The organism is Anaerobacillus arseniciselenatis, assembly GCF_001865995.1.
Lineage (GTDB): Bacteria > Bacillota > Bacilli > Bacillales > Anaerobacillaceae > Anaerobacillus > Anaerobacillus arseniciselenatis.
Genome location: NZ_MLQQ01000058.1, coordinates 92,869 through 115,989, shown reverse-complemented (window position 1 = coordinate 115,989; position 23,121 = coordinate 92,869). Strand labels below are relative to the sequence as shown.

The window sequence follows — 23,121 nt, the reverse complement described above, 5'->3', positions numbered from 1 at the left end:
TATTCTTTTTTGTATGCTATAAAAGCTTAAAAAGTTGGTTAGTGGTTAGTTGATTAGGACCCTCGCCATGGGGGTTTGTATGGAAAAAGTCGGGTGCTTTTGTGAACGAACGTCTGAGATTCGTCAGAAGGTCAAGGTGAAGTGAGGGAAAGCACCCGCCTTTTCCACATTAGATGGTGACGGTTGCCGTCATGAAGGTTTTGTATGGAAATTGACCGACAGTTTTACAGATTACAGAAATGAGGAACATAAATGGAAGTTAAAGATTTTGATTTTTATTTACCTGAAGAACTTATTGCTCAGACTCCACTGATGGACCGCACAGCATCAAGGTTAATGGTGCTAGACCCGAAAACTGGTGAAATTAAACATCGGAAATTTTATGATGTTATTGATTTTTTAAACGAAGGTGATTGTCTCGTTTTAAACGATACGCGTGTTTTACCAGCCAGGTTATATGGTACTAAAGAGGATACTGGGGCAAACATTGAATTTTTATTGCTTAAACAAGTCCAAGGAGATCAGTGGGAGACGTTAGTAAAGCCTGCTAAAAAAGTGAAAAAAGGAACTGTTGTCACTTTTGGAGACGGACGGCTGAAAGGTATCTGTAAAGGTGAACTCGATCATGGTGGTAGAATCATTGAATTTCAATATGATGGTATTTTTCATGAAATTCTAGACGCTTTTGGTGAAATGCCTTTACCGCCATACATAACGGAGCAGTTAGAAGATCAAGATCGCTATCAAACAGTTTTTGCGAAGCATCGCGGTTCAGCAGCAGCTCCGACGGCTGGTTTGCATTTTACAGAAGAGCTTTTAGAGGAGATTAAAGCTAAAGGCGTACAAATCGTCTATATTACACTTCATGTGGGATTAGGAACGTTTCGCCCTGTTAGCGTTGATTCGATTGAAGAACATGAAATGCATGCCGAGTTTTACCAGATGACCTCCGAAACGGCTGAGATTTTAAATGAAACAAGGCGCAATGGTCAAAAAATTATTACAGTAGGAACAACTTCAACGAGAACGTTAGAAACCATTGCTCAAGAAAATGACGGTGTGTTTCGGGAAAGTTCAGGTTGGACAAGTATTTTTATTTATCCTGGGTATCAATATAGAGGAATAGATGGTTTAATTACTAATTTTCATCTACCGAAATCTACTCTTATCATGCTTGTCAGTGCGCTTGCGAGTAGAGAGCATACCTTAAATGCTTATAGAGAAGCTGTAAAAAATAAGTATCGCTTTTTTAGCTTCGGTGATGCGATGTTAATTATGGAAGGGAGCAATAAATAGATGGTAGCGATTCGCTATGAACATATAAAAACGTGTCGCCAATCAGGGGCTCGTTTAGGAAAAGTTCATACTCCACATGGAACGTTTGAAACGCCTATTTTTATGCCTGTTGGGACATTAGCAACAGTGAAGACGATGAGTCCTGAAGAATTGAAAGAAATAGGCTCACAAATTATTTTAAGTAATACGTACCACCTTTGGCTAAGACCTGGACATGACATTGTTAAAGAAGCAGGTGGTCTTCATAAATTTATGAATTGGGACCGCCCAATTTTAACGGATTCAGGTGGCTTTCAAGTGTTTAGTTTAAGTGCACTTCGAAAGATTGAGGAAGAAGGAGTGCATTTTAGAAACCACTTGAGTGGTGAAAAATTATTTTTAAGCCCTGAAGGAGCGATGGAAATTCAAAATGCCTTAGGTTCAGATATTATGATGGCTTTTGATGAATGTCCGCCGTACCCTGCCACATATGAATACATGTTAAAATCAGTAGAGCGAACGAGTCGGTGGGCTGAGCGTTGTCTAGAAGGGCACAAACGTCCTGAGGACCAAGGTTTATTTGGAATTGTCCAAGGTGGAGAATATGAAGATTTACGCAAAAAGAGTGCGGAAGACTTAGTTTCATTAGACTTTCCAGGATATGCGGTAGGTGGCTTATCCGTAGGTGAACCTAAAGATGTGATGAACCGTGTCCTTGAATTTACGACTCCACATTTACCACACGATAAACCACGATATTTAATGGGTGTTGGCTCACCAGATGCCTTGATTGACGGGACGATTCGTGGTATAGATATGTTTGACTGTGTACTTCCGACAAGGATTGCGCGTAACGGAACGTGCATGACAAGTAGCGGAAGGCTCGTAGTTAGAAATGCTAAGTATGCAAAAGATTATCGTCCTTTGGATGAAAAATGCGATTGTCACGTATGTAAAAATTATACAAGGGCATACATTAGACATCTTGTTAAATGTGACGAAACATTCGGATTTCGCTTAACCTCTTATCATAATCTTTATTTCTTGTTAAAATTAATGGAGCAAGTTCGAGAAGCTATTCGCCAAGATCGCCTTCTAGACTTTAAAGAAGAGTTTTTTGAAATGTATGGATTAAATAAGCCAAATGCAAAAAACTTTTAATTTTGGCAAGAAAAGTGATAAGGTTAGGACAGGTTTTTATGCTATAATAAAATTTAGCATTGCTATGAGAGTATAGTTTTAGAAAGGGGTGAAATTCAAAGATGGAAATGTTTATGACGATTTTACCATTGTTATTTATGTTCGCTATTTTTTACTTTCTCTTAATTCGTCCACAGCAAAAGCGTCAAAAGAAAGTTCAAGAAATGCATGCTGCTCTTCGAAAAGGGGACAAAGTTATTACAATCGGTGGCTTACATGCTACGATTGATGCGATTGACGAAGATACAGTTATTTTATTAGTAAACGACAATAAAAAACTGACGTATGATCGTAACGCTGTACGTGAAGTGGTTAATCCAGACTAATGTACATACACAAAAAATGAAAGGCTCTAAGACGGAGCCTTTCATTTTTTTAAACCATACGACTATTTCTAACAATATTTACTCCTAAAATTCCTCCAATTAGAGCTGCAACAATAAATCCAGCATGGAATAAATATTGTTCTAATGTGAACGTAGTGTTATACCCTAAAAATTGGACTAAAAATACGACTAAAGAATATAAAACTCCTGTTCCTGCTCCAACCAGCCAACCTTTCTGCTTTGATTTCCCGCCTGAAACAAAGCCACCAATTAACAATGCTACAAATGTTAACCCCATAATAATCCAACTAAATGATGACTCAGTAAGAGCGGTAAAGCGAAGCAATAACGAGATAATGAAGCTTACCGAAAGAATGATCACCAGTATTGTGATTAGTCCAAAAATCATTGATAGAAACATACCACGGTTTTCCATATTATTTCCCCCTTTCAAAAGTCCTGTTTTTTCGCCTACTAAAGCTTATTCACACTTGTACAAAAATAGAATTAAATTTTGAATTTGGAGTTAGAAAGTTGGAAAGGAAGACATGAATTTTACATGTTAATGGTTGACGATGCTTCATCTTATATGGGGTCGATAAATCCTCATGAGAATTTTGTATAAAAAAAGGCGGATGATTTAGTGAACGAGCCTCTGAGATTCGAAAGAAGGTCAAAGCGAAGAGAAGGAAATCATCCGCCTTTTCTATATTAAATGATGGCAAAGCTTTGTCATGACGGTTTTGTATATATATAAGGAAATCGCCCGACTTTTTATATTAACATTTTATGTATTAATTTTTTAGTTTTTCAACTAAATGAAAAGAAATTCTAATTGAGACAAACCTTTCATACAATGTACAAATGGACAAGATTTGAAAGGGGATTAAGATGGAGTTAACTTACGCCTTTACTATATTTATCATAAGTTATATCTTAATTATTTCTGAAAAGTTAAATCGAGCATTAGTCGCATGTTTAGGTGGCGTGTTAATGCTTTTTTTTGGCGTATTAGATTTAAATGCTGCGTTTGTCCATCATATTGATTGGCATACAATTACACTTTTGTTAGCGATGATGATTTTAGTTACAATTACCAGTAAAAGTGGATTTTTTGAATACATTGCGATTATTCTAGCCAAACAAGTAAAAGGCAAGCCGATACCGCTATTAATCGTTATTTCTCTATTAACTGGTGTTGGATCAGCTTTTTTAAATAATGTCACAACGGTATTGCTAATCGTACCTATCGTACTTACGTTAACGAAGCTTTTGAATATATCGGCAATCCCCTATTTGTTAGTGACGATTTTAGCGTCTAATATTGGTGGTACAGCTACTTTAATCGGTGACCCGCCAAATTTGATGATCGGTCAAGCCGTTGAACATTTAAACTTTAATGCTTTTTTAGTTCATCTAGGGCCAGTTGTCATTATTATATTTGCAGTCGTTATTGCAGGAATGTCTCGTTATTATGGCCCTAAACTTCAAGTTGCGAATGAAAACCGTAAGCAATTAATGAATGTTCGAGCAAGGCATTATTTGAAAAATAAGTCTTTATTATTTAAATCTGTGTTTGTTCTGTTCTTAACCACCCTTGGTTTTATTATTCAACCGCTATTAAAAGTTGAGTTAACGAGTGTTGCGATGGCAGGAGCGTTACTTTTATTGCTTCTCACCCATGGCCAACAACAAGTGGAAGAAGTGTTTAAATCGGTAGAGTGGGTGACGATTTTCTTTTTTGTAGGACTGTTTATGCTTGTTGGAGGTTTAAAGGAAGTAGGTATCATTGATGAAATTGCAAAATCAATTATATATTATACGGAAGGCGATTTACCGAAAACGGCAATGCTCATACTATGGGCATCAGGAATTTTATCGGGGTTTGTAGATAATATACCTTTTGTAGCTGCAATGATCCCGGTAATTATTGAGTTTGAAAATTATGGAATGACTAATTTAGATCCGTTATGGTGGGCATTAGCATTAGGAGCCTGTTTAGGCGGAAATGCAACGTTAATTGGTGCAACTTCAAATGTTATAGTAGCTGGCCTTGCAGCTAGAGCGAATCAAGGATTTAGTTATATAGAATTTTTAAAAGTCGGTGCACCTGTTGCCTTAGTTTCGTTTGTTATATCGAGTATTTATATTTATTTTAGATATTTAATTTATTTTAATTAAGTGAATTTCATAATTACGTAAATTGAGCCATATCAAACTATATGTAGTTGCGAGCGCCTTAACGCAACTACATATAGTTACTTAATGGCGGTCATATTGAATTATGAAATTCATTAAAGTGAATTCCAGAGAATGGGGGCGTAAGACAAATTTATTTGTTTATGTCCCTGTTTTTTGGTTAGTTGGAAAGTTGGTTAGTGGACAGGTGGTTAGGTTGCGGTCAAGCATGACATTTATATCGTAAATGGTGAAGGTGCATCGTCATGATCGTTTTTTCATGAAAAAGGCGGATGATTTCGTGAACGAGCCTCTGAGATTCGTTAGAAGGTGCTCCTGCGGTTACTCGTCGCAAAGCAGCACGAAGCCTATGCTAAGAATTATCGTCATACCTTTTTCGATGAAAAGTACCCTTAAATAATTTCCATTTTCTTTAGTCAATTTTCTATTGGTAGTTGGGTCAAACTAATAAAAACATTACATGAACGATGTCGACTAACATTTTGTCGTTAATCTACAATTGTGAAGGGAGGCGATGAAACTGGACTATTCGACCATCATTTTAAGAACTTTGTTTATATATTTTATCATTTTAGTGATATTACGATTCATGGGAAAGCGAGAAATTGGTCAGCTCTCTGTTCTAGATTTTGTCGTTTCCATCATGATTGCTGAACTGGCAGTAATATCAATTGAAAATATTCGAACTCCAATGATGCAGACGATCGTTCCGATAATTGTCTTATCAGTGATCCAAATAACGTTAGCTTATGTGTCTTTAAAAAGTGAAAATTTAAGGAAAATGATTGATGGAAAGCCATCCATTTTAATTAATAAAGGGAAGATTGACGAGGAGGAAATGCGGAAGCAACGGTATAATTTCGATGATTTAATGGTTCAACTAAGACAAAGTAAAATTAGAAATGTAGCTGATGTAGAATTTGCAATATTAGAGCCTTCTGGAAAATTGTCAGTAATTGAAAAAACAGAGAAAGAAAAGCATGAGCCTAATTATGCGGAGAAAGTAAATTTACCACTTCCTTTAATTTTAGATGGAAAAGTTCAAGAAGAGCAATTAGAGGAGATCGAAAAAACTTCATTTTGGCTTAGACGAGAACTTAGAAAGTTAGGGTATAAAGATATAAAAAAAATCTCATACTGTTCACTCAATGATAATCAAACATTTTTTGTTGACTTAAAAGATGAAAAATAACTGAAGGGTCGCATAGGAGCTGTCGCATAAGTGCAGATCACCACGTAAAGCTACTAGTGCTTAGCGGTGACACTTTGTTTTGGGACAGCTCCTTTTTTATTGGAACACCTTCACTTTTTTATTTTCCGATAATAAAGCGAGATAATAAATTTCCGATATATGGTAAACGTCGCATTTCTTCTTTCTTAATGAGACCGAGCAACATTAAGAAAAGTACATACGCAAATCCAACGACACTAATTGAAAGTAATGTTTTCGTGATAAGTGAGAAAGATAAAAATGCATGGTTGTATAAAAGGACAGCAATCCAACCACTTAACAAAATACAAATAATTGCTTTTAAAAATTCTCGAACATGTATTGTAAAAGAAATGGTTTTTACTAATGTAGCAAAGTGTAGAAGTGTTACTAGCATAAAACCTGCAACGATGGCCAAAGCTGCCCCCATAATTCCTAACTCTGGTCTTGAAGCTAAAACGAAAACTGCGGCTATTTTTACGATTGCTCCTATTAAACTGTTCATCATCGCTGCTTTTGCTAAATTTAAGGCTTGCAATGCCGCTTGAAGTGGCCCTTGGAAATATAAAAAAATGCTAAAAGGAGCCATAATTTTTAAATAGGTAGCAACGGTCGGTGCATCATACATAAGATCCATGATTGGAACTGCATATACATATAATATGACACAAGAAATCCCCCCAGAAACCATCGCTAAACGCAATGCTTGTGCAAGTCGGTGATGAATTAATTGGTAATGTCTGCTGGCAGCAGCCTCGCTAATTGCAGGTACGAGTGAAACTGACAAAGAGTAGGTAATGAATGTCGGTAAAAACAATAATGGAATTGCAAATCCTGCTAATTCTCCATACTGTTTAGTGGCGATAACCGTAGTTACTCCAGCAATTGCTAAACTTTGCGATACAACGATCGGTTCGAAGAAAAACGATACTGAGCCAATTAATCTACTTCCTGTCGTTGGTAGAGCGACTGACATTAATTGGTTAAATGTTGTTTTTCCCTCTTTAAGTGATCCAAAAAAGTTTCGACGAACTTTAATCCGTTTTTTCATTTTAAACATTGTTACCATATAACATAATGAAGCCAGTTCTCCAATAACAACAGAGATCATTGCTCCTGCTGCTGCATATTCAACACCATATGGTAAAAAAGCACTTGTTAATAGAGCAACGAGCGTGATGCGAACTACTTGCTCAATTACTTGAGAATATGCAGAAGGCTTCATATTTTGTCTTCCTTGAAAATAGCCTCGAAGCACTGAAGACAGGGCGACAATGGGGACAATAGGTGATATCGCTATTAATGGAAAAAATGCCCTTGCATCTGTTAAAAAATATTCTGCTATAATAGGTGCAAAGCCTATCATTCCTAATGTAAAAATTATACTTAACGTTCCTGTAGTGGCTAACGATACGACAAGTATTTGTTTTATTTTCTTTCGGTCATTGACGGCTTCAGCTTCTGCGACAAGCTTAGAGATTGCAACAGGGAGTCCAATTTGGGTAATTGTAATCACGAGGAGTAAAGTTGGAACAGCCATCATATAGAGCCCTACACCTTCAGCCCCCATGATTCTGGCAACAACAATTTTATTCACAAATCCTAAGATTTTAGTTATAAATCCAGCTAAAATTAAAATAAATGCACCTTGCAAGAAGCTTTGTTTGCTCACTTAAGTCCCCTACCTTCTCAAAAAAATGATGGAAATTTTCCGTATTTATTTATATGCTTAATAGGGGGCCAAGCATGACAAGTTATTAATAAAGTTAAGAGTTTTGAATTTTGAGTTATGAGTTATGATTATGAGTTTTAAGTAAAGCTTCGTAGCTTTTTCCAAAAACAACTCACCACTCAAAGCTCAACACTGATAATTACATAAAAGGAGAGACAAATTACGTGAAGGAAAGTTTTCGAGATTTTATAGTAGAGAATTTAAGTTTTTTACCAGTGGAATTAATTGTGGTCATTATTTCGGCAATGCCGATTTTAGAGCTAAGAGGTGGAATACCTTTTGCAGCGTTTGCGGGTTTATCTTATTGGGAGGCGTTATTTTATAGCATTCTTGGGAATTTATTGCCGATTATCCCGATTTTAATTTTGTTTAGACCATTAAGTACATTTTTAATGAGGTTTCCAATTTATAAACGCTTTTACGAATGGTTATATAATCGCACGATGAGCAAAAGTGAAAAAGTGGAAAAATATGGTGCGCTCGGTTTGATATTATTTACAGCTGTTCCGCTACCGACAACAGGAGCTTATTCAGCGTGTTTAGCAGCGATATTATTTTTCATTCCGTTTAGAGCAGCGTTTATCGCGATTACAACAGGTGTGTTAATTGCGGCTGTCGGTGTAAGTGTTTTTGTATACTCGGTATTTTAGTAGTTCCACTTGATGACAGTGATCTAAAAGCTACTCTAGCAACAATGTTTTAGATAAGAGATTTTAGAACAGAATTTATAAAAAGTCAGGAGGAATTGCTGTGGGAGAGCAACAGTTCGATGTATGGAAAGAAGATGTCATGCCTGCGTTAACGAGCAAAGTCGAAGAATTTCATCTTTTAGGTTATGACCGTGCTACAGAAGAAGAACTTTGGGAGTGTGTCATAGCAAATTTAAAAAAAGGAAAAGAATTTGTCAGAATTCACCATTTAGTAAAAGCTATTTTAACTCTTAAAGCAACCGATTATATGACTTGGCTAACGATTGGGGCTTACAAGGGGCCAAATTGGTTTGAGACGGAAGAAGAAATTAAATTTGGGCAAAATTAGTAATGTCAATTTCATGAATGAAATTGACAGTGGAAACAAAGCATCGCTATAATTGTAATGTTGTAATTTTTTGGACAAGCTCTTTTTTCAGTTTTGAATGAAAATGTTGAGTGCTGAATTGTTTTTGAGACTTGCTTCGCAGCAGTTACTTACGACAACTCACCACTCAAAACTCAACACTCAAAATTATACATAGAGAGATTTTATACAAGGAGGCATTTTAAAAGATGGTGAAAAAAGGTCGGATTGTCGCTTTTTTTCTTATTGTTGCTTTACTTGCAGGTCTCGTTTCGACAACTGCAATGGACAATGCAAGAGAAATTAAGCTAGGCTTGGATCTTCAAGGTGGATTTGAAGTTTTATATGAAGTTCATCCTGCGCATGAAGGTGATGTAATAGATGAAGAGGTGTTAAAAAGTACGGTAACGGCGTTGAATCAACGTATTAACGTTATCGGTGTTTCAGAACCGAATGTGGCGATTGAAGGGGAAAATCGAATTCGTGTTCAACTTGCTGGAGTGGAAGATCAACAAACAGCACGTGAACTTCTTTCAACAGAAGCGCAGTTAACCTTTCGTGATGTCGATGATAATTTAAAGTTGGACGGTGCAGACCTACGAGAAGGTGGAGCTAGTGTTACGTTTGATGAAGCTAATCGTCCTGAAGTAGCAGTTACATTAAAAGATGCAAATTTATTTGCAGAAGTTACAAGAGAAGTATTAGGAAGTCAGCTTGTTATTTGGTTAGATTACGAAGACGGCGACTCTTTTATGGAAGAAAGGCTGAAGCCAGAGGCTGAGCAAAAGTTTATTTCTGCGCCGAGTGTTAGTGAAGTGTTAAATACGAGAAATGTTCGTATTACCGGAAATTTCACTCTTGCGGAAGCTCAATTTTTAGCAGATGTTCTTAATGCAGGTGCTTTGCCGGTAAGTCTTGAAGAAGTTTATTCGAACTCTGTCGGGGCAGCACTTGGTGAAAAAGCAATGGAAAGAACGATTTATGCTGGCTTTATCGGTATAGCATTAATTTTCCTATATATGCTCGTATATTACCGATTTATGGGAATCATTGCGGTTGTTACGTTGTCTTTCTATATTTATTTAGTATTAGTTATTTTTAACTTGATGAATGCAGTCCTAACGTTACCAGGGATCGCAGCATTAATTTTAGGGGTCGGTATGGCCGTGGATGCCAACATTATTACTTACGAACGAATTAAAGATGAACTTCGTAGTGGTAAAACGACGATGTCTGCGTTTAAAGCGGGAAGTCGCCGTTCCTTATCAACGATTTTAGATGCTAATATTACGACGATTTTAGCAGCATCAGTGTTGTTCTATTTCGGGACAATGGCTGTTCAAGGGTTTGCTGTTATGTTAATTGTAAGTATTTTAACAAGCTTTTTAACTGCTGTTTACGGTTCACGTCTTCTTCTTGGGTTATGGGTTAACAGTAGAATTTTAAACAAGAAGCCACGACTTTTTGGTGTGAAGGAGAGTGAGATTAGTGAACTTTAATTATGGAGAAACGAAGATAGATTTTGTTAAACATCGCAAAAAGTTCTTTATTTTCTCAGGAATCCTAGCCATAGTCGGAATGATTTTACTTTCGACCATCGGATTAAATTTAGGAATTGATTTCGAGAGTGGAACGAAAGTTGAACTTTTAGGTGAGGAAGGGTTGACGGCTGACATCGTTTATACAGAGTTTGCTGAAATTGGCCTAGAACCTGATGATGTATTACTCGCTGGAGATCGCAATGAAATGGCGTATGCTTCATTTATCGGAGTTCTAAACCAGGAAGAAATGTTAACAGTTCAAAGGCATTTCGATACATCGTTTGGTGCAGAGCCTAACATAAGTACGGTTACACCAACGATCGGACGTGAACTTGCTAGAAACGCTTTCTTTTCTGTTATTTTTGCTTCAATCGGTATTATTATTTACGTAACAATTCGTTTTGAATTGATCTACGGATTAGCAGCGATTGTCGCACTTTTACATGATGCGTTTTTCATTATTACAGTATTCAGCATTACGCAAATGGAAGTCAATTTACCATTTATTGCTGCCGTCTTGACGATTGTCGGTTACTCGATTAATGATACGATCGTAACCTTTGATAGGATCAGGGAAAACTTAAAGTATGAGAAGAAAGTCAAATCGTTTGAGGACTTAGCCCGTGTTGTTAATAAAAGTTTAATTCAAACGTTAGCTCGTTCGATTAACACGGTATTAACGGTTGTGTTTGCAGCTGGTGCCCTACTACTATTTGGTGGCGAAGCGATTAGAACGTTCTCGTTTGCCCTATTAGTTGGTTTAGTCGCCGGAACATACTCATCATTATTTATCGCTGCACAGCTTTGGCTTGTTTGGAAAAGCAAAAGTTTACAAAAAAAACGCTTTAAAACTGCAGAGAATGAAGCATAATAGAATTAGTAATAAACCGTGGTTGAATACAAAACCACGGTTTGTTTTTCATAGTAGCAAGTATAATTTATACATAGTTTAGTGAATTTCATAATTCAATATTACGCCATTAAGTAACTATATATAGTTTTATATGGCTCATTTTAGGTAAATATGAAATTTACTCAGTTAGTTTCTTTAAAGACATAAAAGGGAATAAATTATAATAAATAAGGTGATTAGATGGTAGAGGAAAAGGATGAACGATTTAAGAAAGTCCAATTTGCCGCTTGGGTTGGTATTATTGGAAATATTGTTTTAGCTTTAATTAAAGGAATTGTAGGGTGGATCGCTGGAAGTCGAGCGCTTGTTGCAGATGCTGTCCATTCAGCATCAGATGTAGTGGGCTCTGTAGCTGTTTTAATAGGTGTCCGAGCTGCAAAGCTTCCACCTGATAAGGATCACCCTTATGGTCATGGTAAAGCGGAATCAATCGCAGCGATTATAGTTGCCGTTTTATTATTTATTGTCGGTTTTGAAATTGCTCTTTCAGCGATTAAGTCGTTTAATGAGCCGATTCAAGTACCAGGTGTTATTGCTATTTATGCAGTTATTTTTTCGATCATTGTTAAAGAATTAATGTTTCGCTATAAATATCGCTTAGGGAAAAAGTATCGTAGTGAAGCATTAATTACTGATGCATGGCACCACCGTTCAGATGTTTTCTCCTCTTTTGCTGCGCTATTAGGGATTGGTGCATCAATTGTTGGGGGCTATATCGGAGTTCCTTGGCTCGTTTACGCTGATCCATTAGCAGGTTTATTTGTTTCTATTCTTATTTTAAAAATGGCTTACAGCTTAGGAAAGCAATCGATTCATAACGCACTCGATCATGTGCTCCATGATGAAGATACAGTCGAAATGCGACATACGGCTAAAGAAGTAGAAGGGGTATTAAGTATTGATGAGTTTTTAGCTAGAGAGCACGGTCATTATGTCATTATCGATATAAAAATAGGTGTTGATCCACATATAACCGTTGAACAAGGACATGCCATAGGTAAAAATGTGAAAGCTCAACTAATAAAGCTCGAGCATGTTCAAGATGTTCGCGTCCATATCAACCCATTTTCCGGCAAAAATTAATTTGCAATTCACAATTCACAATTCACAATTCACAATTCACAATTGAAAATTAAGAATTCACAACCTAGCGGTGCAATTTAAAATTTTAAATTCTAAATTGTGAATTAAAGAAAGAGGTGATCAAAAGATGAAAGGTCAATGGGGGTTAATTATCGGATTGTTTGTCGCTTTGTTAATTGCTATTTTTGCTGTTATCAATATGGATGTCGTAACCGTTAATTATGTTTTTGGAACAGCTGAATGGCCACTTGTCATCGTTATTATTAGTTCGGTTCTGATGGGGGGCATATTAGTAGGTGGTGTTGGCTTATATGGCATTTATAAAATTCGTGCAGAGTTAAAAGCACTGAAACTTGAAAATGACGAACTTCGTAAAAAAAATGCCCAACTGAATAAATCGAATCAAACTAGTAAAAAGGGCGCAATTCCGACACAAACGAGTAAGAAAGAAATTCCATCAGAACCACAAAAAAATAGTACTGAAAATCCGAATGGATGAATTGCCACACCTTCTAACCTCTTGTATACTAAATAGGTTAGGGGTGTGATATTTCATGCTAAGGTCAAAAAAAAGGTGGAGAATTGAGAGGCAAGGTCATTCTTTAGAACAACAATTTGTGGATGAGTTAAACATATCACCTCTCGTAGCTAAATTACTTTTAAATCGAGATATTTCTACAGTTGAAGAAGCTCGTAGCTTTTTATATATTGAAAAAACTGAGTTTCACGATCCTTTTTTAATGAAAGGAATGAGACAAGCAGTTGAAAGAATTCAAACTGCAATAGCAAATCAAGAAAAAATCTTGATTTTTGGCGATTATGATGCAGATGGTGTTAGTAGTACGGCTGTGATGGTCGAGACGCTTAAAATGTTAGGTGCAACGTTTCAATTTTATATTCCGAACCGCTTCACAGAAGGATATGGACCAAATGAGCCTGCGTTAAGACGAGCGAAAGAAGAGGGTTTTTCGCTAGTTATCACCGTTGATACAGGAATTTCTGCTGTTCATGAAGCAGATGTAGCTAAAGAAATTGAGCTTGATTTTATCATTACAGATCATCACGAACCGCCACCGGTATTGCCTGATGCCCATGCGATCGTCAATCCTAAACAAGAAGATTGTTATTATCCTTTTAAAGGCTTAGCCGGGGTTGGCGTAGCATGGAAGCTAGCTCACGCTTTATTAGGTGAGGTTCCTGAAGATCTATTAGACATCGCTGTTATTGGTACAATAGCTGATTTAGTACCTTTAGTTGGTGAAAATCGACTGATTGCAAAAAAAGGTCTTAAAGCACTACAAAATACTTCTCGACCTGGTTTAATAGCATTGAAAAAAATTGCAAGGGTAGATGATAAAGAGTTAAGCGCAGACCACGTTGGTTTTGCGATCGGTCCAAGAATCAATGCTGTAGGTAGACTCGAATCTGCTACCCCAGCGGTCGAGTTATTAATGAGTGAAGAAATGTCCAATGCAGAACGTTTAGCGACTGAAATTGATGAACTAAATAAAGTTCGCCAAGGAATTGTGAATGAAATTACTGAAGAAGCAATTGAAATCGTTGAGAGCCAATATGCTTCTTTAGAGGAACATAAGGTGTTGGTGATTGCTAAAGAAGGATGGAATTCTGGAGTGATCGGAATTGTTGCATCACGGTTAGTAGAACGATATTATCGACCAACAATCGTTTTGACGATAGATCGTGAAAAAGGAATAGCAAAAGGTTCTGCTAGAAGTATTGAAGGATTTGATATGTTTAAAAATTTATCAGAATCGCGCGATATTTTACCTCATTTCGGTGGACATCCGATGGCAGCTGGATTAACGATGCAACTTGAAAACCTGAATGAACTTAGGTCACGATTAAATTTTCAAGCGACCGAAGTTTTAACAGATGAAGATTATATTCCTATTACAAAAGTAGATTTAGTCGTATCAATAAATGAAGTTAAACTTCCGATTATTGAAGAAATGAATCTTCTTGCTCCTTTTGGTGTAAGTAATCCGACACCAAAAGTCGTAATTGAAGAAGCTAACTTAGCGCAAATGAAGCGAATTGGTAGTGAAGAGACACATTTGAAAATGTTATTAGAAGAAGACGGGCACACTATTGACTGTGTTGGCTTTCATTGTGGATATTTGTATGAGGAAATATCAATGACCTCCAAAATCTCTACGGTAGGCACTCTGTCGATCAATGAATGGAATGGACATTGCAAACCTCAAATAATGTTAGAAGATGTAGCTGTTCACCACTGGCAACTTTTTGATTTAAGAGGTAATAAAAATTTCAAAAAAATTAAACTACCGAAAGAAAAAGTAGTATGTATTTATTTTAATGAAGAAACATTAAATAATATAGATATAGACGAGTATCAGCTCGTCCATATACCTTTTGAATCAGAAATACCTTCTATCAGTTTGTCTGACCAATATGTAATCTTTTTAGATTTACCGATTGAGAAAAAACAAATTGAGCGTTTATTACTGAATGGAAATGCGCCAGAACGAATTTATACTATTTTCCACCATAGTGAGGAGCACTTTTTTACAACGATGCCATCAAGAGATCACTTTAAATGGTTTTATGCATTTTTAGTAAAGCAAAAAACGTTTGATGTAGCAAAACATAGTTCTCAGTTAGCGAAGCATAAAGGTTGGTCAAAAGACACAATTGATTTTATGGTTAATGTGTTTTTTGACTTAGAATTTGTTACAATAAACAATGGACTTATTTCAATATGTAAAAATGTTGAGAAAAAAGATTTAAACGAATCAAAAACATACAAACGAAAACAAGAGCAAGCAAGATTAGAAAACGATCTTTATTATTCATCCTACAATGAATTAAAGACATGGTTTGAACAAATCTTCTCAGTTCAGTCTGTGAAATAATCTTGCTTTTGATCTAAAGATAAACTAGGAGGAACAGTTAAAAATGGATTTTAAAAAGTTTATTACGATTGTCGAAGATTTTCCAAAGGAAGGAATTCGTTTTAAAGATATTACGACGTTAATGGAAAATGGAGAGGCATATAAAAAAGCAATCGATGATATGGCACAGTTTGCTAAAGATAAGCAAATCGATGTTGTTGTTGGACCAGAAGCAAGAGGGTTTGTTGTAGGGTGTCCGATTTCTTATGCATTAGAGGTTGGCTTTGTTCCAGTTCGTAAAGCAGGTAAATTACCGAGAGAAGTATTATCAGTCGATTATGGTTTAGAATATGGCAAAGATAGTTTAACAATTCATAAAGATGCAATTAAGCCAGGCCAACGTGTATTAATTGCTGATGACTTATTAGCAACAGGTGGTACAATTGAAGCTACAATTAAAATGGTAGAAGAACTTGGCGGTATCGTAGCAGGAATCGTATTTATGATACAATTAGATTACTTAGACGGTAGCGAGAAGTTAAAGAATTATGAAATCTTTTCACTTACTCATTATGCGTAAATTAGAACGACAGAGTGCTCTAAAAGAGCGCTCTTTGTTTATAGGTTAGTTTTGAGTGTTGAGTTAAGAATGTTGAGTTAATACTTAGGTATCTCACCGGTGCAAAGCTTTCATCTAACTCAAAACCAAAAACTCAAAACTCAAAAGGTCTTTACACAGACAAGAAATATAACGATAATAGAAAGAAATATATTAAAGGTTGTAAGGTGATGGTGATTCCATTGATCGAACATGTATTACAAAAAGCACAATCGTATCTTCCAGACAAAGATGTTAAATTTTTAAAAAAGGCATATAAGTTTGCGGATGAGGCCCATGGAGAGCAATACCGCAAATCAGGAGAACCGTATATACTACACCCGATTCAAGTTGCTGAAATTTTAATTGGATTGGAAATGGATCCTGATACCGTTGCTGCTGCATTTTTACATGATGTCGTGGAAGATACAGATGTATCTTTAGATGAGTTAAGAGAACAATTTAATGATGAAGTAGCGATGCTAGTAGATGGAGTCACGAAGCTTGGAAAGATCAAATATAAGTCGAAAGAAGAACAGCAAGCTGAAAACCATCGGAAAATGTTTGTAGCAATGGCCAAAGACATACGTGTCATTTTAATTAAGCTTGCAGATCGTCTTCATAATATGCGAACATTGAAGCATTTACCAGCGGAAAAGCAAAGAAGGATTGCTAATGAAACACTAGAAATTTTTGCTCCTCTAGCTAACAGGCTAGGGATCTCTGCAATTAAATGGGAGTTGGAAGATACAGCACTTCGCTACCTAAATCCACAACAATACTATCGAATCGTGAACTTAATGAAGAAGAAACGTGCGGAGCGTGAAGAATATATCGATGATGTTGTGATAAAGATTAAGGAACGTTTAGGAGAAGTCGGCGTTGAAGCGGATATGCATGGGAGAGCCAAGCACATTTATAGTATTTATCGAAAAATGGCTCTGCAAAATAAACAATTCAATGAAATATATGATTTATTAGCAGTTAGAATTATTGTTAAAAATATAAAAGATTGCTACGCAGTTTTAGGTGTGATCCATACTTGTTGGAAGCCGATGCCAGGACGTTTTAAAGACTATATTGCGATGCCAAAAGCAAATATGTACCAGTCTCTTCATACGACCGTTATTGGTCCTAAAGGTGATCCACTTGAGGTGCAAATCCGTTCTGAAGAAATGCACAAAGTTGCGGAATTTGGGGTTGCGGCTCACTGGGCATACAAAGAGGGACAAACTGTTTCTAATGCGCAAACGCTCGAAAAGAAAATGACGTGGTTTAGAGAAATATTAGAGTGGCAAAATGATGCGATCGATGCTCAAGAATTTATGGAATCGCTAAAAATTGACTTGTTTTCAGATACGGTCTTCGTTTTTACTCCTAAAGGAGACGTTATTGAACTTCCAGCAGGTTCTGTACCATTAGACTTTGCTTATCGGATTCATACTGAAATTGGAAACCGTTGTATTGGTGCGAAAGTAAATGGCAAAATGGTCACGTTAGACCATCGTTTGAAAACGGGTGATATCGTTGAAGTGTTAACTTCAAAACATTCTTACGGTCCGAGTCAAGACTGGATAAAAATTACCCAAAGCTCTCAAGCCAAAAACAAAATTCGTCAATGGTTCAAAAAAGAGCGTCGTGACGAGAACGTCGCTAAAGGCCGTGAACTTGTTGAGAAAGAAATAAAAAAACATAATATTGAGCCCAAAGAAGTGCTAACAACTGAAAATATTGAAGTTGTGGCTAATAAGTTTAACTTCCAAGGTGAAGAAGACATGTATGCGGCTGTCGGATACAACGGAATAACTGCGGCTCAAATTGCGACAAGATTAACAGAAAAAATTCGTAAAAAACGTGGACAAGAGTTAGACGATCAGACATTAGCAGAAAAAGTATCTGATATTAAAAAATACACCCCTACTAAAAAGACTAGTATTGGTGTACGAGTTAAAGGTATCGATAACTTATTGATTCGTTTGTCAAAATGCTGTAATCCGGTTCCAGGCGACGAAATTATTGGTTTTATTACAAAAGGCCGTGGCGTTTCAATTCATCGCGCTGATTGTCCTAATGTTCTTATTGAAGATGCGCAATCTCGTCTGCTTCCTGTTGAATGGGAAGGTAATAAACAAGAAAGTAAAAATTATAATGTCGATATAGAGATATCAGGGTATGATCGTAACGGGTTACTAAATGAAGTGCTTCAAGCAGTAACTGAAACTCGCACGAATATTAATGCTGTTTCCGGGAAATCAGATAAAAATAAAATGGCGACCATTTTAATGACAATTTCCATTCATAATATCGACCATTTACAAAAAGTAGTCGATCGAGTGAAACGAATACCAGATATTTACTCAGTCAGGCGGATTATGCATTGATAGGAAATCTCCCGCCTTTTACATTTTAGATGGCGGCGGGAAATCGTCATGCGGGTTTTGTATATTAGCTACCTAGTATAAATGCGAAATTTTGTATTGGTTAAAGGAGTATTAAAAGTGAGAGTAGTAGTGCAAAGAAGTAAGAAAGCAAGTGTGGTTGTAAATGGGGAAACGGTCGGTCAGATCGATTTTGGGTTTACTGTTTTGGTTGGAATTACTCATGAAGACACTGAACAGGACGTTGAATTTGTAGCAGATAAGATTGTGAATTTACGTATTTTTGAAGATGACGGTGGAAAAATGAATTTGTCATTATTAGATGTCGGAGGACAAATTTTATCGATTTCACAATTCACCTTGTACGGTGATTGCCGCAAAGGAAGGCGTCCGAACTTTATGAGTGCTGCAAAGCCAGATTATGCCGTGAAACTTTATGACCTCTTTAACGAAAAGTTACGCCAAAAGGGTGTTACCGTAGAAACGGGTATTTTCGGAGAAATGATGGATGTAGAGCTTATTAACCACGGACCAGTGACGTTGATTGTTGAGAGTAAATAGTAGTTTTGAGTTTTGAGTGAAGAGTGTTGAGTTATTTGTAGTAGTGCTTCGAAGTATTTATTTAAAATGTACGGTTGATTTTCTTGAGCGAGCCTCTAAAATTCGCTATTAAAGGCGATTTCTTTCAAATTCAAAATAAAAAATCAAACTTTCTTTTGGAAGTTTGATTTTTTATTTTAAAAAGTGGACATGCTAGAAGGAAAAGGGTTTGAAAGGAAGTCGATTATGAGAGCAGGAAGTAAACAAACAGGTACAGGAAATGGACATCATCAACTGATTGGAGTTGACTTTCACGACTTTATCCAGAGAGAACAGCAATTGACGAATTATGAATTAGCCGAGGAATACGGGATTACATTAGGAGATGTCAAAGATTTAAAAAAGAAGTTATCAAGAAATTAAGAAAATTGTCGTAATCACTATTGACAACGACGTGGTTACTACGTATGATAGAGTACATTAATATACTAATAATAAATACAACCTTTGAGGGAGCAGAGTAATTAAGGTTTGCGTGGTTAGAGAGGAAATGTCGTGGCTGAAAGCATTTCTCCATGTGCTTAATGAAAGAACACTCCTTAGGTTTTTCCTTGAAGCTTTAGTAGGGGAAAACGTTACAGGCGTTAACTGTTTAAAGTGGGATTTTTTATTTTAAGGCGGTTTTACGATGACTGAATTATGTCTTCTAGAAACCATCGCATACAATAATAAGTCCAATTAGGGTGGCACCACGGGAAATAAAACTCTCGTCCCTGATATGTTATATATCAGGGACGGGAGTTTTTTGTGATTTTATGGTTTACAGCATATCTGATAAGATAAGAAGTTATTAATTTTGAACTAGGAAAGCTGTCTAGCTCCAGCGCCTAGCTTCTCGATCGTTTCGGTCCAACAAGGTTTGTCTATTCGAGAAGTAACTCAAAGAGGAGACAAAACATTGCTGGCCCTCCAACGCTTGTCGAAGCTGAGCAAGGCGCTTGCGCTTTTCTAATAAGGAGGAACAAAAATGAATTTTAAAATACCGAGAGGGACACAAGACATATTGCCCGGGAAAGTTGAACATTGGCAATATGTTGAGGATAAAGCTCGAGATATTTGTCGGCGTTACAATTATAAAGAACTTCGCACACCAATTTTTGAGCAAACTGAATTGTTTATGCGCGGTGTCGGTGATACGACGGATATCGTTCAAAAGGAAATGTATACGTTTGAAGATCGGGGCGGTAGAAGTTTAACGCTAAGACCAGAAGGAACTGCTTCAGCTGTTCGTTCTTACGTTGAAAATAAGCTTTTTGGAAGCCCAATTCAGCCAACTAAGCTGTATTATGTTGGACCGATGTTTCGTTATGAACGTCCACAGTCAGGACGAATGCGCCAATTCGTACAGTTTGGCGTCGAAGCTTTAGGAAGTGCAGATCCAGCTATTGACGCAGAAGTGCTTGCGTTAGCAATGGAATTTTACCGTGAGTTAGGGTTGAAAAATTTAAAGTTAATCATTAATAGTTTAGGTGATACAGAAAGTAGAAATGCGCACAGACAAGCTTTAATTAGTCATTTTGAACCGAGAATTTCAGAGTTTTGTTCTGATTGCCAAGCTCGACTCGAGAAAAATCCTTTGCGTATTTTAGATTGTAAAAAAGATAAAGACCATGAATTAATGGCAACAGCTCCAGCCATTTTAGATTACTTAAATGAAGATTCAAAAGCTTATTTTGCAAAAGTACAAAAGCTTTTGAATGACATGGAGATTGAATTTCAAGTTGACCCGAATTTAGTAAGAGGACTTGATTATTACAACAATACTGCGTTTGAAATAATGATTGGCGGCGATGGCTTCGGGTCAATCACTACTTTATGTGGTGGTGGTCGCTATAACGGTTTAGTTCAAGAAATTGGTGGACCGGAAACACCTGGAATTGGGTTTGCATTAAGTATCGAGCGTCTTCTCATGGCACTAGAAGTTCAAAATGTAACATTACCAGTGAACGATCAATTAGACTGCTATGTAATTGCGATGGGAGAAGAAGCGAAAGTAGCCGCATCAAATATAAGTTTTAAATTACGACAAGCAGGGCTATCAACTGACCAAGATTACCTTGATAAAAAAATGAAAGCACAAATGAAAGCGGCAGATCGTTTTAAAGCATCATTTGTTGTGATCATTGGTGAAAATGAGCTCGAGAAAAATGTTGTTGTCGTAAAAGAAATGGAAACAGGTGAACAGCAAGAAGTTTCGATTAATGATTTAACAAAATTTTTACAGCAAAAGCTGATACGATAAAGGGAGGTAATACTAATGATAGGAAGAACACATCATTGTGGAGAAGTTTTAGAAGAGACAATAGGACAAAAAGTACGCTTAAAAGGGTGGGTACAAACTCGTCGTGATTTAGGACAAGTAATCTTTATCGATTTAAGAGATCGTTCTGGAATTGTACAAGTCGTTTTCCAACCTGAATTTTCAGAGGAAGCACTTGCGATAGCTGATAAAGTAAGAAGTGAGTATGTAATTGACGTAGAAGGAACAGTTGCTGCTCGTAGTGAGGAAACGATTAATCCAAAAATGAAAACTGGGAAGATCGAGGTACTCATCGATAAAATAGAAGTATTAAACAAGTCAAAAGCATTACCGTTCCAAATTGAAGAAAATGTAGACACTTCAGAAGAAATTCGTTTAAAGTATCGTTATTTAGATTTACGTCGTCCTGAAATGCAAGAAACATTTAAGTTAAGACATAACACAACAAAATTAATTCGCAACTTTTTAGATGACAATACGTTTTTAGAAATTGAAACACCTATGCTAACGAAAAGTACTCCAGAAGGCGCGCGTGATTATTTAGTCCCAAGTCGTGTTCAACACGGAGGGTTTTATGCATTACCGCAATCACCACAAATTTTTAAACAATTATTAATGGTTTCAGGTTTTGAGCGCTATTATCAAATTGTTCGTTGTTTCCGTGATGAAGACTTACGAGCAGATCGCCAACCTGAGTTTACTCAAGTCGATATTGAAACGTCTTTTATGGATAAAGAAGATTTACTTTCAATGATGGAAACGATGATGACCAAAGTATTGAAGGAAGTAAAAGGAATTGAGGTTTCAACTCCGTTTGAGCGATTAACTTATGATGAAGCAATGAACCGATACGGTTCTGACAAACCTGATACTCGCTTTGATATGGAACTTGTCGAGCTTTCTGAAATCGTAAAAGATTGTGGCTTAAAAGTATTCAAAACGGCGATTGAAAACGGTGGAATTGTTAAAGGGTTAAACGTTAAAGGAGCAGCTTTAAAGTTATCTCGTAAAGAAATTGATGATTTAGCGAAGTTTGTTGCAATTTACGGCGCAAAAGGACTTGCATGGCTTAAGGTTGAAGAAGACGGCTTAAAAGGTCCAATCGCAAAGTTTTTTACTGCTGATGAAATAGATGCGATGAAAGCAGCATTTGATGCGGAGATTGGTGACTTATTATTGTTTGCTGCCGACAAAAAGAAAGTTGTTTTTGACAGCTTAGGTGCGCTTCGTTTGAAATTTGCTAAAGAAATGGATTTGATCGATAAGAGTAAGTTCAATTTCTTATGGGTAACAGAATTCCCGTTATTATCTTATGACGAAGACGAAGATCGTTATGTGGCAGAGCATCATCCGTTCACACGCCCAGTCAAAGAAGATGAAGAGTTTTTAACGACTGCACCAGAAAAAGTACGTGCAGAAGCTTATGATTTAGTATTAAACGGTTATGAGCTAGGTGGAGGTTCACAACGTATTTATGAACGTGAGCTACAAGAAAATATGTTTAAAGCTTTAGGGTTTTCAGAGGAAGAAGCTCGTTCCCAGTTCGGATTTTTAATGGATGCATTTGAGTACGGAACACCTCCTCACGGTGGAATTGCTCTAGGCTTAGACCGCTTAATCATGATTTTAGCAGGAAGAACAAACTTAAGAGATACAATCGCATTCCCGAAAACAGCAAGTGCTAGCGATCTTTTAACAAATGCACCAAGTGGTGTGAGTGAAGCTCAATTAAAAGAATTAAACCTCTCTGTTATTCCGAAAAAAGAAGAGAAGGTTAAAGCTTAGGTAGTTTTGAGTTGGAGCCCAAGCTTCGGTGTTAATTCACAATTTAAAATGTAAAATTAAAAATTAGTGTTGGTGGCGCTTTGTTGTTAATT

General features: G+C 36.6%; 20 protein-coding genes and 1 other annotated feature. Of the genes, 18 read left to right on the top strand and 2 right to left on the bottom strand.

From position 1 onward, the window contains the following. Nucleotides 1-252 precede the first annotated feature (252 nt). From queA to yajC, 3 genes are all read left to right on the top strand, one after another. Nucleotides 253-1,296 (top strand): tRNA preQ1(34) S-adenosylmethionine ribosyltransferase-isomerase QueA, encoded by a 1,044-nt coding sequence (gene queA, locus BKP35_RS18760; RefSeq protein ID WP_071314907.1) that lies wholly within the window; start codon nucleotides 253-255, stop codon nucleotides 1,294-1,296. Next, complete coding sequence (gene tgt / locus BKP35_RS18755; protein ID WP_071314906.1) at nucleotides 1,297-2,436, top strand: tRNA guanosine(34) transglycosylase Tgt; 1,140 nt, start codon at nucleotides 1,297-1,299, stop codon at nucleotides 2,434-2,436. Between the two features lie 101 nt (nucleotides 2,437-2,537). Then, on the top strand, nucleotides 2,538-2,801 hold the full coding sequence (yajC, locus tag BKP35_RS18750; protein WP_071314905.1) for a preprotein translocase subunit YajC: 264 nt from the start codon (nucleotides 2,538-2,540) through the stop codon (nucleotides 2,799-2,801). A gap of 49 nt (nucleotides 2,802-2,850) precedes the next feature. On the opposite strand, the gene BKP35_RS18745 is transcribed toward yajC, so the two are convergent. Continuing rightward, nucleotides 2,851-3,237: a TIGR04086 family membrane protein gene (locus BKP35_RS18745; RefSeq protein WP_071314904.1), complete on the bottom strand. Its 387-nt coding sequence runs from the start codon at nucleotides 3,235-3,237 to the stop codon at nucleotides 2,851-2,853. Nucleotides 3,238-3,692: 455 nt separating this feature from the next. Between BKP35_RS18745 and BKP35_RS18740 the strand changes: the two genes are divergently transcribed. Both BKP35_RS18740 and BKP35_RS18735 read left to right on the top strand, forming a co-directional pair. Beyond that, on the top strand, nucleotides 3,693-4,982 hold the full coding sequence (locus BKP35_RS18740; RefSeq protein ID WP_071314903.1) for an ArsB/NhaD family transporter: 1,290 nt from the start codon (nucleotides 3,693-3,695) through the stop codon (nucleotides 4,980-4,982). Between the two features lie 538 nt (nucleotides 4,983-5,520). Beyond that, nucleotides 5,521-6,192 (top strand): DUF421 domain-containing protein, encoded by a 672-nt coding sequence (locus BKP35_RS18735; protein ID WP_071314926.1) that lies wholly within the window; start codon nucleotides 5,521-5,523, stop codon nucleotides 6,190-6,192. 118 nt (nucleotides 6,193-6,310) lie between these two features. Here the strand turns inward: BKP35_RS18735 and spoVB are convergent, their stop codons facing one another. Next, on the bottom strand, nucleotides 6,311-7,882 hold the full coding sequence (gene spoVB, locus BKP35_RS18730) for a stage V sporulation protein B (RefSeq protein WP_071314902.1): 1,572 nt from the start codon (nucleotides 7,880-7,882) through the stop codon (nucleotides 6,311-6,313). Nucleotides 7,883-8,106: 224 nt separating this feature from the next. On the opposite strand from spoVB, the gene BKP35_RS18725 reads away from it, so the two are divergent. The 13 genes from BKP35_RS18725 (at nucleotide 8,107) to aspS (ending at nucleotide 23,029) form a co-directional block, all read left to right on the top strand. Beyond that, nucleotides 8,107-8,592, top strand: a complete 486-nt coding sequence (locus tag BKP35_RS18725) for a COG2426 family protein (protein WP_071314901.1) — start codon at nucleotides 8,107-8,109, stop codon at nucleotides 8,590-8,592. Between the two features lie 100 nt (nucleotides 8,593-8,692). Next, entirely contained in the window at nucleotides 8,693-8,980 is a 288-nt protein-coding gene (locus BKP35_RS18720) for a post-transcriptional regulator (RefSeq protein ID WP_084031765.1), read from the top strand. Between the two features lie 227 nt (nucleotides 8,981-9,207). After that, nucleotides 9,208-10,497 (top strand): protein translocase subunit SecD, encoded by a 1,290-nt coding sequence (secD, locus tag BKP35_RS19885; RefSeq protein WP_211274649.1) that lies wholly within the window; start codon nucleotides 9,208-9,210, stop codon nucleotides 10,495-10,497. Next, entirely contained in the window at nucleotides 10,487-11,410 is a 924-nt protein-coding gene (secF, locus tag BKP35_RS19880; RefSeq protein WP_211274648.1) for a protein translocase subunit SecF, read from the top strand. The genes secD and secF overlap by 11 nt, the downstream gene beginning before the upstream one ends. Nucleotides 11,411-11,632: 222 nt before the next feature. Continuing rightward, on the top strand, nucleotides 11,633-12,535 hold the full coding sequence (locus BKP35_RS18710; protein ID WP_071314900.1) for a cation diffusion facilitator family transporter: 903 nt from the start codon (nucleotides 11,633-11,635) through the stop codon (nucleotides 12,533-12,535). Between the two features lie 127 nt (nucleotides 12,536-12,662). After that, nucleotides 12,663-13,034, top strand: a complete 372-nt coding sequence (locus BKP35_RS18705) for a lipopolysaccharide assembly protein LapA domain-containing protein (RefSeq protein ID WP_071314899.1) — start codon at nucleotides 12,663-12,665, stop codon at nucleotides 13,032-13,034. Nucleotides 13,035-13,089: 55 nt separating this feature from the next. After that, a complete protein-coding gene (gene recJ / locus BKP35_RS18700) occupies nucleotides 13,090-15,429 on the top strand; it encodes a single-stranded-DNA-specific exonuclease RecJ (RefSeq protein WP_071314898.1) in 2,340 nt (779 codons plus the stop codon). 43 nt (nucleotides 15,430-15,472) lie between these two features. Continuing rightward, on the top strand, nucleotides 15,473-15,988 hold the full coding sequence (locus BKP35_RS18695) for an adenine phosphoribosyltransferase (protein WP_071314897.1): 516 nt from the start codon (nucleotides 15,473-15,475) through the stop codon (nucleotides 15,986-15,988). Nucleotides 15,989-16,197: 209 nt separating this feature from the next. After that, nucleotides 16,198-18,387, top strand: coding sequence for a RelA/SpoT family protein (locus BKP35_RS18690; protein WP_071314896.1), 2,190 nt, complete (start codon nucleotides 16,198-16,200; stop codon nucleotides 18,385-18,387). A 117-nt stretch (nucleotides 18,388-18,504) separates the two neighbouring features. Further along, the gene (gene dtd / locus BKP35_RS18685) at nucleotides 18,505-18,945 is read left to right on the top strand and encodes a D-aminoacyl-tRNA deacylase (protein WP_071314895.1); all 441 of its coding nucleotides are present in this window, start codon (nucleotides 18,505-18,507) and stop codon (nucleotides 18,943-18,945) included. A 189-nt stretch (nucleotides 18,946-19,134) separates the two neighbouring features. After that, nucleotides 19,135-19,347 (top strand): RNA polymerase subunit sigma-70, encoded by a 213-nt coding sequence (locus BKP35_RS18680; RefSeq protein ID WP_337959660.1) that lies wholly within the window; start codon nucleotides 19,135-19,137, stop codon nucleotides 19,345-19,347. A 75-nt stretch (nucleotides 19,348-19,422) separates the two neighbouring features. After that, nucleotides 19,423-19,702: a binding site (T-box leader), on the top strand. A 249-nt stretch (nucleotides 19,703-19,951) separates the two neighbouring features. Next, the gene (hisS, locus tag BKP35_RS18675; RefSeq protein WP_071314894.1) at nucleotides 19,952-21,226 is read left to right on the top strand and encodes a histidine--tRNA ligase; all 1,275 of its coding nucleotides are present in this window, start codon (nucleotides 19,952-19,954) and stop codon (nucleotides 21,224-21,226) included. Between the two features lie 15 nt (nucleotides 21,227-21,241). Further along, nucleotides 21,242-23,029 carry an aspartate--tRNA ligase gene (gene aspS / locus BKP35_RS18670; protein ID WP_071314893.1) on the top strand — a complete coding sequence of 596 codons (1,788 nt, stop codon included), beginning with the start codon at nucleotides 21,242-21,244 and terminating at the stop codon, nucleotides 23,027-23,029. Nucleotides 23,030-23,121 lie beyond the last annotated feature (92 nt).

What these genes read in the sequence shown, in the direction of transcription:
- BKP35_RS18680 (WP_337959660.1), top strand. Translation starts at nt 19,135, where the DNA reads ATGCTAGAAGGAAAAGGGTTTGAAAGGAAGTCGATTATGAGAGCAGGA.
- queA (WP_071314907.1), top strand. Translation starts at nt 253, where the DNA reads ATGGAAGTTAAAGATTTTGATTTTTATTTACCTGAAGAACTTATTGCT.
- BKP35_RS18740 (WP_071314903.1), top strand. Translation starts at nt 3,693, where the DNA reads ATGGAGTTAACTTACGCCTTTACTATATTTATCATAAGTTATATCTTA.
- recJ (WP_071314898.1), top strand. Translation starts at nt 13,090, where the DNA reads ATGCTAAGGTCAAAAAAAAGGTGGAGAATTGAGAGGCAAGGTCATTCT.
- aspS (WP_071314893.1), top strand. Translation starts at nt 21,242, where the DNA reads ATGATAGGAAGAACACATCATTGTGGAGAAGTTTTAGAAGAGACAATA.
- hisS (WP_071314894.1), top strand. Translation starts at nt 19,952, where the DNA reads ATGAATTTTAAAATACCGAGAGGGACACAAGACATATTGCCCGGGAAA.
- BKP35_RS18690 (WP_071314896.1), top strand. Translation starts at nt 16,198, where the DNA reads ATGGTGATTCCATTGATCGAACATGTATTACAAAAAGCACAATCGTAT.
- tgt (WP_071314906.1), top strand. Translation starts at nt 1,297, where the DNA reads ATGGTAGCGATTCGCTATGAACATATAAAAACGTGTCGCCAATCAGGG.
- secD (WP_211274649.1), top strand. Translation starts at nt 9,208, where the DNA reads ATGGTGAAAAAAGGTCGGATTGTCGCTTTTTTTCTTATTGTTGCTTTA.
- yajC (WP_071314905.1), top strand. Translation starts at nt 2,538, where the DNA reads ATGGAAATGTTTATGACGATTTTACCATTGTTATTTATGTTCGCTATT.
- BKP35_RS18710 (WP_071314900.1), top strand. Translation starts at nt 11,633, where the DNA reads ATGGTAGAGGAAAAGGATGAACGATTTAAGAAAGTCCAATTTGCCGCT.
- BKP35_RS18745 (WP_071314904.1), bottom strand. Translation starts at nt 3,237, where the DNA reads ATGGAAAACCGTGGTATGTTTCTATCAATGATTTTTGGACTAATCACA.
- BKP35_RS18705 (WP_071314899.1), top strand. Translation starts at nt 12,663, where the DNA reads ATGAAAGGTCAATGGGGGTTAATTATCGGATTGTTTGTCGCTTTGTTA.
- BKP35_RS18695 (WP_071314897.1), top strand. Translation starts at nt 15,473, where the DNA reads ATGGATTTTAAAAAGTTTATTACGATTGTCGAAGATTTTCCAAAGGAA.